The sequence below is a fragment of the Leucobacter sp. USCH14 genome (assembly GCF_037619215.1).
Taxonomy (GTDB): Bacteria; Actinomycetota; Actinomycetes; order Actinomycetales; family Microbacteriaceae; genus Leucobacter.
On sequence record NZ_JAQPZP010000001.1, the window covers coordinates 434,976 to 447,474 of the forward strand.

Sequence of the window (12,499 nt, forward strand, 5' to 3'; positions counted from 1 at the left end):
CGGGTCATGGGTGTCGTCCGCCCGCCGTAGAATGGACACCATGCAGCTGCAGCCCAAGCCCGCCGACTACCCGCGCATTCGCAAAGCCCTGAGCTTCTACAAGGTGACCTCGGTGATCACGGGCGTCATGCTGCTGATGCTGTGCGCGGTCATGGTGATGAAGTACGCATTCAACGTGCAGCTGTTCCTCTTCACCGAGGACGGCTTCGCGCACTTCTACGAGCTCGCGCCCGAGGGCCTCGAATCGGACTTCCAGGCGAGCGGATTCGATCTGTTCAAGGCGATCCTGATCGCGCACGGCTGGTTCTACGTCGTCTACCTGGTCTCCGACTTCCTGCTGTGGAGCCCGATGCGCTGGGGCTTCCTCAAGTTCCTGCTCATCGCGCTGGGTGGAGTGATCCCCTTCATGTCGTTCTTCCTCGAAGCCCGCATCGTGCGCGAGGTCAACGGCTTCCTCGACGCCCGCGAAGGCGCGCCCGCGTCCGACACCTCGACCTCTCCCTCCGCGGCATCGTCCGCGACGACTTCGAAAGGCTCCCTGAAGCAATAATGGCGACACTGTCAGAACAGCCGGAAACGGATCACCGACCGGTACTCGTAGTCGATTTCGGCGCTCAGTACGCCCAGCTCATCGCGCGGCGCGTGCGCGAGGCCGGAGTGTACTCCGAGCTCGTGCCCCACACCATCACCGCAGCCGAGGTCGAAGCGCGAAATCCCCTCGGCATCGTGCTCTCCGGAGGGCCCTCGTCGGTGTACGAGGAGGGCGCACCCGCGTTCGACGCGAGCGTCTTCGACCTGGGCATCCCCGTGCTCGGCATCTGCTACGGATTCCAGGTGATGGCTCGTGCGCTCGGCGGCACCGTCGGCAACACCGGAGACCGCGAGTACGGCGCGACGAACGCCGAGCTCGTGGGCGACGGAGGCGCGATCCTCAGCGGCCAGCCGGCGGCGCAGAACGTGTGGATGAGCCACGGCGACGCGGTTCAGGCGGCGCCCGACGGGTTCGAGGTGCTCGCGAAGACGGCCGTCACCCCGGTGGCGGCCTTCGGTTCGGCCGAACGCCGACTCTACGGCGTGCAGTGGCACCCCGAGGTGAAGCACTCCGATCACGGGCAGCAGATTCTCGAGAACTTCCTGCATCATGTCGCGGGCATCGCCCCCGACTGGAACGCGGGCAACGTCATCGCCGAGCAGGTTGCTCGCATCCGCGAGCAGGTCGGCAACGCGCGCGTCATCTCCGCGCTCTCCGGAGGAGTCGACTCGGCCGTCTCGACGGCGCTCGTGCACGAGGCGATCGGCGACCAGCTCACCGCCGTGTTCGTCGACCACGGGCTGCTGCGCAAGGGGGAGCGGGAGCAGGTCGAGAAGGACTACGTCGAATCGACGGGCGTGCGACTCGTGACGGTCGAAGCCGCTGACACCTTCCTCGGGCATCTCGCGGGAGTGACGGACCCCGAGCAGAAGCGCAAGATCATCGGCCGCGAGTTCATCCGGGCGTTCGAGCAGGTGCAGCTCGATCTCGTCGCCGAGGCGAAGGCCGAGGGCGAGCCGATCAAGTTCCTCGTGCAGGGAACGCTCTACCCCGATGTCGTCGAGTCGGGCGGGGGATCGGGCACCGCGAACATCAAGTCGCATCACAACGTCGGCGGTCTTCCCGAGGATCTCGACTTCGAACTGATCGAGCCGCTCCGCGCCCTCTTCAAGGATGAGGTCCGCGCGATCGGGCGCGAGCTCGGCATCCCCGAGGCGATCGTCGGGCGCCAGCCGTTCCCCGGGCCCGGCCTCGGAATCCGCATCGTCGGCGAGGTGACGCGCGAGCGTCTCGAGGTGCTCCGCGAGGCCGACGCGATCGCTCGTGAGGAACTCACGATCGCGGGGCTCGACAACACGATCTGGCAGTGCCCCGTCGTGCTCCTCGCCGATGTGCGCTCGGTGGGCGTGCAGGGCGACGGTCGCACCTACGGGCACCCGATCGTGCTGCGCCCGGTCTCGTCGGAGGACGCCATGACCGCGGACTGGACGCGCGTGCCCTACGACGTGCTCGCGCGCATCTCGAACCGCATCACGAACCAGGTCCCGGAGGTCAACCGCGTCGTGCTCGACGTCACGTCGAAGCCGCCCGGGACGATCGAGTGGGAGTAGCGGAACAGCCCGGCTTAGGCCGGGCTGTTCTGTTACTGCCGCGAGCGCATCGGCTCAGTGTGACACTCGATCGCGCAGCGATCGAGTGGGAGTAGGCGTGAAGCGAACGGTCATTTCTGACCGTTCGTAGCCTGCTCCGAGGCCGTCTCGGCCTCGGTCGGATCGCTTGCGATCGTAGGAACAGCCCGGCTTCGGCCGGGCTGTTCCGTTACTGCCGCGAGCGTCGGCGGGTGCAGAGCGGCTCGCGATCGCCAGCTGCGGTCGCGGCGGGCGCATCGAGGGCCCGGCAGGGGCGCGAGAGCGCAGTTCGGCACCGAATGCTCTCTCGCGTGCGCACAAAGTGCGCTTTCGCGGGTGCCGGAGAGGGAGAGTGCCTGAAAGTGCTCGGGAGCGAAGGCTGGAAGGCGCTGAGCAGCGCTGTACATGACGAACGGGCCCGGCGCCGAAGCGCCGAGCCCGTCTACGTGCACTGCCTGTCAGTCGCTGCCGCGCAGGATGGCCAGGATGCGGAGGATCTCGACGTAGAGCCAGATCAGCGTGACCATGAGGCCGAATGCCGCCGACCACGCCCACTTTTCAGGGACGCGGTTCTGGACGCCGTTCTGGATGAGCTCGAAGTCCATCACCAGGGAGTAGGCCGCGAGCAGCACCGCGAGGGCGCCGATCGCCAGTCCGAGCCAGCCGCTGCGCAGACCCCAGGGATCCTGGTTCACGCCGGTGAGCATCAGGACGAAGTTCACGAGCGAGAAGGCGAGGTAGCCGAAGATCGCGACCATGAAGATCTTGTTCAGCTTCGGGCTGGTGCGCACCTTGCCGCTGCGGAACAGGATCAGGACCGTTGCGAACACGGCCAGGGTGCCGATGATCGCCTGCGAGACGATGCCCGACCACTGCGACTCGAAGATGCCGGAGATTCCGCCGAGGAACACACCCTGGAACACTGCGTACAGCACGATGAGCGGCACGCTCGGCTGCTTCTTGAATGCGTTGACGAGACCGAGCACGAGGCCGCCGATGGCCGCGGGAAGGGCGAGGACCGGCATGAACCAGCCGACGGCGCCGAAGGCGAGCACGATGACGAAGAGGAGGATCGTCTTCGAGATCGTGTTCTCGTACGTCATGGGCTTGTCGGAGGGGGCGACCGGAGGGTGCTGGATGCCCCCGTACGATGCTTCCGACGCCGGGGTGTCGACGCCCGGGCGCTGCGTCTGTGCGGCGGGCTGCTCGTAGATGCGGCGCAGCTCATCCGCGCTGAGCGTCTTGCCGTTGAGTGCGGGATTGTTGCTGAGAGCCGGGTTGCTCATGCGTCGGGATCCTTTCCAGGCGTATGGGTCTGATTCAGTGTATCGAGCACGCGCTTCGGATCGGCTGTGACTTCTGGACCCCGTTCATCCCCGTACATCCCAGTTTCATCGACCGCGAAACGGTCGCCTGGCCTAGGCTGAGTGCATGGTCCGCCTCGAACGCCGCCCGCTCGTCATCGGCCATCGCGGAGCATCGGGGTACCGCCCCGAGCACACGGCGTCGGCATACCGGCTCGCCTGCGAGATGGGCGTCGACCTCGTCGAACCAGACGTCGTCGTGACCCGTGACGGCGTGCTCGTCGTGCGGCACGAGAACGAGATCTCGGGAACGACGGATGTCGCCGAGCACCCGGAGTTCGCGGAGCGCCGCACGACGAAGACGGTCGACGGCGAGCAGCTGACGGGGTGGTTCACCGAGGACTTCACCTGGGACGAGCTCGCCGCACTCGGCAGCCGCGAGCGGCTTCCGCGTCTTCGACCCGCCAACGTGGAGTTCGACGGGGCGGAGGGGATCCTGCGCCTGAGCGACGTGCTCGCGATCGTCGATGAGCAGAGTGCGGCGCTGGGACGCGACATCGGGGTGGTCGTCGAGGTGAAGCACGCGCGATTCGCCGAGGATCGCGGGATCGATCTCGCTGCGACGCTGCAGGCCGAGCTCACCGCGTGCGGTTGGGCCGATCGCCCCGATCGTCTGGTAATCGAGTCGTTCGAGCTGGGCGTGCTCGACCGTCTGCGCGAGGCCGGGGTTCGGGCCGACCTCGTCTTCCTCGCCGAGAGCTTCGGCTCGCCTGCGGATGAACCCGTCGACGGCGCCCCGGCGCGCAGCTACGCCTGGTACCGCAGCGACGAGGGTCTCGCGTTTCTCGCAACCCGCGTCGACGGCGTCAGCGTGGCGAAAGCCGACGTGCTGGAGGTGGACGCGCTGGGGCGGGCGATCGGGCACACCGACCTGGTGGAGCGAGCGCATGCGCAGGGCCTGCGGGTGTTCACGTGGACGTTGCGCCCGGAGAATCGCTTTCTGAATGCGGCGTTCCAGAGCCCCGCGCCCTCAGAAGAACGGGAGACGTCGGATCTCGCGCGATGGGGGGACTGGCGCTCGGAATTCATGATGATCGCGGGTACGGGCGTGGACGGCGTGTTCGTCGACCATCCGGATCTGGGCGTCGTGATTCGGGGTGGCGAGGGTGTCGATGCCGGCGCCCGCTCAGCCGACTGACGGCGTCGTGGGCGAGGCAGGGCTCACGCCGGTGAGATCGCCCGTTCCCCCACGAGGTTCTGCAGCATGAGCGAGCGGAGCTCTTCGGGGTTGTGACGACGGTCGAGCAGAAAGCCGAGCTTGCCGGCGGCTGCTTCGAGCGTCATGTCGCCGCCGTCGATGACCCCCGCGGCGGCGAGTTCTCTGCCGACCGCGTACCGGCTCAGGTCCACTCCTCCGGTCGCGCACTGGGTCACGGCGACCACCGGCAACGCAGTGCACAGCTCGCGGAGCGTGCCGAGCATGCCCGGGCGCGCCATCGGGCCGTTGCCGCTGCCGTAGCACTCGAGCACGAGGCCCTGCGGGCGCCCGCCGACCGAGGCGCGCAGGTCATCGGACGTCACGGCCGGAACGAAGCGGAACGCGAGTACCCGCGCCGGTGCGGACGGCGTCGAGTCCTCCGCGGCGGACGGCGCCGCGGGGACGCCGATGCTGTTCGGTGCGAGGGCGAGTTCCGCCCGGAACGCCGCGAGTGCGACACTGTCGTGCTTGGTCGCGCGCACGGCCGGAAGCAGCTCTCCGCCGAAGGCGATCGCGGCCGGTGATCCGGGGGCGGCCTTCACCGCCGCGCGGATCGCGAGCGTGAGGTTGCCGATCGCGTCGGTGCCCGCCTCTCCGTGCGCGAGCTGGCTCCCGGTGACGACCACGGGCACGCCGAGGTCGCCGAGTTCGAACGCGAGCCGGGCCGCGGTGTACGCGAGGGTGTCGGTGCCGTGCGTGATGACGACGCCGCGCGGGCGCTGGGTGCGCACCCGGGCGCGCACGGCGCGAGCGATCTTCGGGGCGGTCTCAGCGTCGGCGTTGGCGCTGTCGATCGCGGGGGAGAGGTGGTTAACGCGCGCCTCGACGCCCAGCGGGGCGCAGATGCGGGCGACGAGGGCTTCGAGGATCTCGGGGAACTCTGGATCGGGAGCCAGGCCGCTCTCCGTGCGGCGCATGCCGATCGTTCCTCCGGTGGCGAAGACGAGCACGGAGGGGCGCCGAGTGGCGGAGGATGACATGACTTCTATTCTGCGGGATGCGGGAGCGACGGCCGTACGCGGGGCGCCACCAGTGTCGATGTCGGAGGCGCCTCGTAGACTGAACGCACGATGAGCGACTTCGAACTTCTCGACCCTTCAGGGCTTCCGATCAGCGGCGGAACCGGCGCGAACGGCGCGGCCGGCGATCCGCTGGTCGACGGTCTCAACCCGGCGCAGTCTCGCGCGGTGACCACTCGCGGGCCCGCCCTCCTGATCGTCGCCGGCGCGGGGTCGGGCAAGACCCGCGTACTGACGCACCGCATCGCCCATCTCATCCGCGAGCGCGAGGCATGGCCGAGCCAGATCCTCGCCATCACGTTCACGAACAAAGCCGCTGCCGAGATGCGGGAGCGTATCGAGGGGCTGCTCGGCGATGCATCGCAGGGCATGTGGATCTCCACCTTCCACTCGGCGTGCGTGCGCATTCTGCGTCGCGAGGCCGAGCGCTTCGGGTACGTCTCGGGCTTCACGATCTACGACTCCGCAGACTCGCGGGCACTGTTGAAGCGCATCATCAAGGAGCTCGACGCCGACACCTACGGGTTCACCCCGGCGAACTCGGGCGCGAAGATCTCGAAGCTCAAGAACGAACTCGTCGATGCGGCCACGCACGCCGCCACGATCAACGAGAATGATCCGAGGGAGCGGCTGTTCGTCGAGATCTTCAGAATGTACGAGCAGGAGCTCAAACGGGCGAACGCCTTCGACTTCGACGACCTCATCGGGCAGACCGTGCACCTCTTCCGCGCGCACCCCGACGTCGCGGCCATCTATCAGCGGCGGTTCCGTCATATCTTGGTCGACGAGTATCAAGACACGAATCACGCGCAGTACTCGCTGATCCGCGAACTCACCCGGCCGGTCGAACCGGAAGAGGTCGACCGTCTCGTGCCTCCGGCGCGCGCGAACGAGCTCGACGCCGCCGGGCGCATCCCCCCGGCGAGCCTCACCGTCGTGGGCGACTCCGATCAGTCGATCTACGCGTTCCGCGGAGCCGACATCCGCAATATCGTCGAGTTCGAGCGGGATTTCGCGGGCGCCGAGGTCGTGAAGCTGGAGCAGAACTACCGCTCGACGCAGAACATCCTCTCCGCGGCGAACGCCGTGATCGGCAACAACTTCGATCGCCAGGAGAAGCACCTCTGGACCTCGGAGGGCGACGGTGAGCGCATCGTCGGGTTCACCGGGTACTCGCAGCACGACGAGGCCCGCTTCGTCGCGGAGGAGGTCGAGGACCTGCATCGCGCGGGCGTCGCGTACAGCGAGATCGCCGTCTTCTACCGAACCAACTCCCAGACGCGCGCGCTGGAGGAGCTGCTCATCCGATCGGCCATCCCGTATCGCGTGCTCGGCGGCACGAAGTTCTACGAGCGCGCCGAGGTGAAGGACGCGATGGCGTACCTCACGAGCATCGCGAACCCCTACGATCCGATCGCCTGGTCGCGGCTCCTCGGGGCGCCGAAGCGCGGAGTCGGGGCGATGGCCGAGGCGCACCTCGCCAACTTCCAGGAGGCCCAGGGCATCTCGTTCCACGACGCGATGCTGCGGGCCGAAGAGGTCACTGCGATCGGCCCCAAGATTCGCGCGACGGTGCGCGCGCTGGGAGAGATGCTCGCGCGCGCATCCCGCATGGCCGTCGGCGGGGGCGCGACGGATGTCGTGGGCGAAGACGCGGTACCCGCCCCCGTCGCCGATGTGATGAAGCTGGTGCTCGACGAGACCGACATGATCGAGAAGCTCCGAGCCAAGCGCGATCCGCAGGACGACGCTCGCGCCGAGAATCTCGAGGAGCTCCTCGCGGTAGCGCGCGAGTTCGACGTGAAGCAACCGGGCGCCGGTCTGCTCGCGTTCCTGACCGAGGTGAGCCTCGTCGCCGCGGCGGATGACCTCGACGATATGAGCGGCACCGTCTCGCTCATGACCATGCACACCGCGAAGGGCCTCGAGTTCAAGGCCGTTTTCATCACGGGCGTCGAAGAGGGCCTCCTGCCGCACCAGATGTCGGTCGACGAGATCGGCGGCATCAGCGAGGAACGTCGACTGATGTACGTCGGCATCACGCGAGCGCGCGAGCGCCTGTATCTGACACTCGCCTCGACGCGCGCGACCTTCGGCGATGTCTCGGTCGCGATGCCGTCCCGATTCCTCCAGGAGATTCCGGAGGGGCACATCGACTGGCGGCAGAGCCCCGGAGAGGTCACCGGTCGCGGCGGCACGGCCTCCCGTGCGCTGAACGCTCCCCGTACCAGCGGTGGCGGCGGATCCTGGTCGCGAACGCGCAGCGACTCTGCGGTCTCGTTCTCGGGAGGGGGCGGATCAGGATCTGCCGCGGTGAGCGAGCCGGCGAGCGGGAACATGCAGTCCGCGCTCGACAAGTGGCGCGAGCGCAAGCGCCTCGCGAAGGAGGCGCAGGCCTCCGGCGGAGGATTCCCGAACCTCGTCGGGGGATCCGTGCGCGACAACGGCGACCTCGAGCTCGCAACGGGCGACCGGATTCGTCACGACGAGTACGGCGACGGCAGGGTCACCGGGATCTCAGGGGTCGGCACCAAGCGCATCGCCCACGTCGTCTTCGATTCGGTGGGGGAGCGCAAGCTCCTGGTGAAGCTCGCGCCGATCGAGAAGCTCGAACCGTAACGATCTGCGGAGCGTCGCGGGGACGGACTCAGGCGAGCAGCCGACGGAAATCAGCGGCGATGCGCAGGAAGTCGGACTCGTCTGCGCTCACATCCCCGCTCTCCGAAGACCACTCGGCCATCTGCGCCGTCATGGCGCCGTGCACCAGGGCGAGCGCCAGTGCCGACTCCCGTTCCGGCGAATCGAGTTTCGCGTGCTCGGGGTTCGCGCGCAGCCACGCGGTCGCGACGGCGCCGAGCTGGTGCCCCGACTCCAGAATCGAGATCATCATCAGTCGCCCGGCCTCGTACTGCTCGGCGACGAGGCGCATCCGATCACGAGCGATGTCCGCATTCACGCTGCGGTGGCCGATCGCGGCGAACAGCAGTCGGAAGAGTCCGAGCGCAAGGTCGTCGGGCGTGCAGTCGAGCACCGAGAAGGCGGCCTCACCGTCGGGAATCTCGATGGCCCGCCCGACGATGGCGTCGTCGCGAGAGGGGAAGTAGTTGAAGAACGTGCTGCGGGAGATGTCGGCACGTTCGCAGATCGCATCGACCGTGACGTGCTCCACGCCGAGCTCCAGCGCGAGGCTGACCGCGGACGATTCGATGGCGTTCTCGGTGCGCCGGCGCTTTCGCGCCCTCAGGCCTTCGGGGCGGGTCTCCTCGGTAATGCTCACGTGACTTCTTTCCCACTGCGCCGACTCGTGCACCTGCCCCGGAGCGGGAGGGCGGCGGCTCGCAGCGCGATCGAGTGTATTCTTCATCGCTGGGAGAACGGATGGTGCGCACCGTTCATCTGCGCAGGACGGACGAAGCTTCTCGGCGTATCTTTCGGCCACTCGGATGTGTAGCCTGTATCCGAGTTGTCGGGGACATCGGGGACGCACACGATATCGGAAGGGGTGGGGGATGCCTTCGGCGACCGCGCTGCTCCAGAGACACGACCCGCACTCGTGGTACGTCACGTTCGCGGCCGCGCTCATGTCGCTCACCCTCATCATCGACCTCGTGTTCCACGAGTACATGGAGCATCGATGGTTCATCTGGGTGCTTCTCACCATCACCGTGAGCGGAGCCGCGACGGCGCTCATCATGGGACGACGGATTCCCAGGTGGATCGGCATCGTCGCCGTACTCATCTTCCTCGCATCCCAGGCGTACTTCTTGAGCCTCCCGAACGATTCGCGGACGGTCGTCTCTGCGATGCAGCAGCTTCCGATCGTCGCCTTCTACCTGGGCTGGTTCGTCCGTCCGCGTCTCGCGGGCCCGCTCATCGCATTGAGCATCGCGGTGTTCGGCGCGGTGACGTTCACCAATCCGCTCTTCTACGCGGAGGGTGCGATCGGCGCCCCGGTCGCGGTGCACGGACTGCTGAGCCTGCTGTTCTGCTACGTCGCCGGCAACTATCTCTGGCGTCGAGCGAAACGCGTGGAATCCACCGATTCCCTGACAGGCGCCCTGCACCGCGGACCCTTCGAGGAACGGACAGCGGGCAGGGTGCGACGCGCCCGAATGCCGCTCAGCCTGCTCGCGATCGACTTCGACGACTTCAAGCAGATCAACGACTCGCGCGGCCACGCAGCCGGCGACCACGCGTTGGAGACGACCGTGGCCGCATGGCGCGACGAGCTTCGCAGCGGGGACGTCGTCGGGCGTCTGGGCGGCGATGAGTTCGCGATCCTGCTCCCCGACACCGAACTCGCAGAGGCGAATGCCATCGCCGAACGCCTGCTGTTGTCTTCGCCCTATCCGTGGTCGTGGGGCGCGAGCGAGTTCACGGCCGGCGACGATGTCGCCTCGATCCTGCGCCGTGCCGACGCAGCGCTGTACGAGCAGAAGCGATCGAAGCAGCAGGCCGATCATGCGTGAGCGTCGCGGTGCCAGGGGCGCGGTGAGCGCCGCGCGCGCTGCCTGGGACGGCTTCACCCGCCGACAGACCCCGTTCTCCTACACGAGCGCAGCGGTTCCGCTGCTGCTGGCCACCGTATTCCTCTTCGACCTCCTCCTCCCGCATCAGCATCTGAACCGGGCCGCCGTCTCCCTGTGGCTGACGCTGTACAGCATCGCCACTGTGCTGCCGCTCGCACTCGGGCATCGCTACCCGCGCTGGGCCGGGCTGGTGGTGTTCACCGGGATCGAGGCGCTGGCGACCTATTTCCTCCTCGCGTCGATTCACGTTCACGCTGAGATCAATGCGCTTCTCGAGCTGCCGCTCATCGCGCTGTACATCGGGTGGTTCTATCCGGCGGTGCTGGGCCGGGTGCTCATCGCCTTGGGGATCGTGCGGCTGCTCCTCGTGCTGCACTTCAATCCGGACCTCGGAGACGGTGTTGCGGACCCTCGGATGATGGTGGGCTACGCGATCCTCGTCGCTCTGTTCTGCTTCGAGGGAGCCCGCACGGTGCAGCGGCACCTGCGCAGGGAGGCGTGCGTGGATTCTCTGACCGGTGCGCTGAACCGGAGAGGATTGCAGGAGCTCGCCGGAGTCGTGCGCCGGCGAGCGGCGCGGCAGGGCGAGACCGTCACTGTTGCGATGCTCGACTTCGACGATTTCAAGGGCGTGAACGACGCCGGCGGCCATATCGCGGGCGATGCCGCGCTCTCGGCGAGTGTGGACGCGTGGCATGAACTCGTCGAGCGTCGCGGCACGAATGGTCGGCAGGGCGGGCTCGTCGCGCGGCTGGGAGGGGACGAGTTCGCCCTCGTCTTCCGCGGCGATGCGGCATCGATCGACGAGCGGCTGCACCGGCTTCGCGCGTCCTCGGCCTTCTCCTGGTCGTGGGGGATCGCAACGGCGCATGCGGGGGAGACGCTCGACGCCGTACTCGCCCGAGCCGACGCCGCCCTCTATCGCGCCAAGCCCGAGACCGGTCGGGGTTCGCCCATCGCGCGGTGATAGGCTGAACCCGGTCGAGTTACCTCGACATCGAGACATTTTTCTGCCTCGGATCACCCCGACTCCCAAGCGAAGGACAGTACGTGGATCTGTACGAGTACCAGGCACGAGATCTATTCGAACGATACGAGGTGCCGGTACTGGCCGGCATCGTCGCCGACACCCCCGAGGAGGTGCGCGCGGCTGCCGAGAAGCTCGGCGGCGTGGTCGTCGTGAAGGCGCAGGTGAAGACCGGAGGCCGCGGAAAGGCCGGCGGTGTCAAGGTCGCGAAGTCGCCCGACGAGGCCTTCGAGGCAGCGCAGTCGATCCTCGGACTCGACATCAAGGGTCACGTCGTCGAGCGGGTCATGGTGGCCGCGGGAGCCGACATCGCGCAGGAGTTCTACTTCTCCGTGCTCCTCGATCGTGCCAACCGCTCGTACCTGTCGCTGGCCTCGGTGGAGGGCGGCGTCGAGATCGAGCAGCTCGCAGTGGAGAAGCCCGAGGCGCTCGCTCGCGTCGCAGTCGACCCGCTCGTGGGCATCGACGCCGCCAAGGCCGAGGAGATCGCCCGCGCCGCGAAGTTCCCCGAGGAGCTCGTCTCGAAGGTGGTGCCCGTCTTCCAGAAGCTGTACGACGTGTACGTCGGGGAGGACGCGACGCTCGTCGAGGTGAACCCGCTCGTGCTCACCGGTGCGGGCGACGTCATCGCGCTCGACGGCAAGGTCTCCCTCGACGAGAACGCCGACTTCCGCCAGCCGCAGCACGCGGAGCTCGCGGACAAGTCGGCTGAGGATCCGCTCGAGGCGAAGGCCAAGGCGCAGGATCTGAACTACGTGAAGCTCGACGGCGAGGTCGGCGTCATCGGCAACGGCGCGGGTCTCGTGATGTCGACGCTCGACGTCGTCGCGTACGCGGGCGAGAACCACGGCGGCGTCAAGCCCGCGAACTTCCTCGACATCGGCGGCGGTGCCTCAGCCGAGGTGATGGCGGCCGGACTCGACGTGATCCTCGGCGACCCGCAGGTCAAGTCGGTCTTCGTCAACGTCTTCGGCGGCATCACCGCCTGCGACGCCGTCGCCAACGGCATCGTGGGGGCGCTCGAGAAGCTCGGCGACGCGGCGAACAAGCCGCTCGTGGTGCGTCTCGACGGCAACAACGTCGAGGAGGGACGCGCGATTCTCAACGAGGCGGCGCATCCGCTCGTGACGCAGGCCGCCACGATGGACGAGGGCGCCGACAAGGCCGCCGAACTCGCGAACGCCCGCTGATCCGAGACGAAA

Annotated in this window: 10 protein-coding genes; 7 read left to right on the forward strand and 3 right to left on the reverse strand. The window is 67.7% G+C overall.

The annotated features are described in order from the left end of the window. Positions 1-40: 40 nt before the first annotated feature. Together PQI23_RS02005 and guaA are read left to right on the forward strand one after the other, a co-directional pair. The gene (locus tag PQI23_RS02005; protein WP_339971041.1) at positions 41-550 is read left to right on the forward strand and encodes a DUF3817 domain-containing protein; all 510 of its coding nucleotides are present in this window, start codon (positions 41-43) and stop codon (positions 548-550) included. Positions 551-558: 8 nt separating this feature from the next. After that, entirely contained in the window at positions 559-2,142 is a 1,584-nt protein-coding gene (guaA, locus tag PQI23_RS02010; protein ID WP_339971143.1) for a glutamine-hydrolyzing GMP synthase, read from the forward strand. 476 nt (positions 2,143-2,618) lie between these two features. Here the strand turns inward: guaA and PQI23_RS02015 are convergent, their stop codons facing one another. After that, the gene (locus tag PQI23_RS02015; protein WP_339971043.1) at positions 2,619-3,446 is read right to left on the reverse strand and encodes a Bax inhibitor-1/YccA family protein; all 828 of its coding nucleotides are present in this window, start codon (positions 3,444-3,446) and stop codon (positions 2,619-2,621) included. 145 nt (positions 3,447-3,591) lie between these two features. On the opposite strand from PQI23_RS02015, the gene PQI23_RS02020 reads away from it, so the two are divergent. Beyond that, positions 3,592-4,662: a glycerophosphodiester phosphodiesterase family protein gene (locus PQI23_RS02020; RefSeq protein WP_339971045.1), complete on the forward strand. Its 1,071-nt coding sequence runs from the start codon at positions 3,592-3,594 to the stop codon at positions 4,660-4,662. 23 nt (positions 4,663-4,685) lie between these two features. Here PQI23_RS02020 and PQI23_RS02025 read toward each other — a convergent pair whose 3' ends face one another. Then, complete coding sequence (locus PQI23_RS02025; RefSeq protein ID WP_339971047.1) at positions 4,686-5,702, reverse strand: asparaginase domain-containing protein; 1,017 nt, start codon at positions 5,700-5,702, stop codon at positions 4,686-4,688. Positions 5,703-5,792: 90 nt separating this feature from the next. Here PQI23_RS02025 and PQI23_RS02030 point away from each other — a divergent pair, with 90 nt between their 5' ends. Next, positions 5,793-8,360, forward strand: a complete 2,568-nt coding sequence (locus PQI23_RS02030) for an ATP-dependent helicase (RefSeq protein WP_339971049.1) — start codon at positions 5,793-5,795, stop codon at positions 8,358-8,360. A gap of 28 nt (positions 8,361-8,388) precedes the next feature. Here the strand turns inward: PQI23_RS02030 and PQI23_RS02035 are convergent, their stop codons facing one another. Further along, positions 8,389-9,018, reverse strand: coding sequence for a TetR/AcrR family transcriptional regulator (locus PQI23_RS02035; protein WP_339971051.1), 630 nt, complete (start codon positions 9,016-9,018; stop codon positions 8,389-8,391). A gap of 232 nt (positions 9,019-9,250) precedes the next feature. Here PQI23_RS02035 and PQI23_RS02040 point away from each other — a divergent pair, with 232 nt between their 5' ends. The 3 genes from PQI23_RS02040 (at position 9,251) to sucC (ending at position 12,487) form a co-directional block, all read left to right on the forward strand. Further along, on the forward strand, positions 9,251-10,210 hold the full coding sequence (locus PQI23_RS02040) for a GGDEF domain-containing protein (RefSeq protein WP_339971053.1): 960 nt from the start codon (positions 9,251-9,253) through the stop codon (positions 10,208-10,210). Continuing rightward, entirely contained in the window at positions 10,203-11,237 is a 1,035-nt protein-coding gene (locus PQI23_RS02045) for a GGDEF domain-containing protein (RefSeq protein WP_339971055.1), read from the forward strand. The genes PQI23_RS02040 and PQI23_RS02045 overlap by 8 nt, the downstream gene beginning before the upstream one ends. 83 nt (positions 11,238-11,320) lie before the next feature. Beyond that, positions 11,321-12,487, forward strand: coding sequence for an ADP-forming succinate--CoA ligase subunit beta (gene sucC / locus PQI23_RS02050; protein ID WP_339971057.1), 1,167 nt, complete (start codon positions 11,321-11,323; stop codon positions 12,485-12,487). Positions 12,488-12,499: the final 12 nt, after the last annotated feature.

Bases quoted from the DNA above. Each gene is read 5' to 3' on its own strand.
- PQI23_RS02015 (WP_339971043.1), bottom strand. From the start codon at position 3,446: ATGAGCAACCCGGCTCTCAGCAACAATCCCGCACTCAACGGCAAGACG.
- PQI23_RS02020 (WP_339971045.1), top strand. From the start codon at position 3,592: ATGGTCCGCCTCGAACGCCGCCCGCTCGTCATCGGCCATCGCGGAGCA.
- PQI23_RS02040 (WP_339971053.1), top strand. From the start codon at position 9,251: ATGCCTTCGGCGACCGCGCTGCTCCAGAGACACGACCCGCACTCGTGG.
- PQI23_RS02030 (WP_339971049.1), top strand. From the start codon at position 5,793: ATGAGCGACTTCGAACTTCTCGACCCTTCAGGGCTTCCGATCAGCGGC.
- PQI23_RS02045 (WP_339971055.1), top strand. From the start codon at position 10,203: ATGCGTGAGCGTCGCGGTGCCAGGGGCGCGGTGAGCGCCGCGCGCGCT.
- PQI23_RS02025 (WP_339971047.1), bottom strand. From the start codon at position 5,702: ATGTCATCCTCCGCCACTCGGCGCCCCTCCGTGCTCGTCTTCGCCACC.
- PQI23_RS02005 (WP_339971041.1), top strand. From the start codon at position 41: ATGCAGCTGCAGCCCAAGCCCGCCGACTACCCGCGCATTCGCAAAGCC.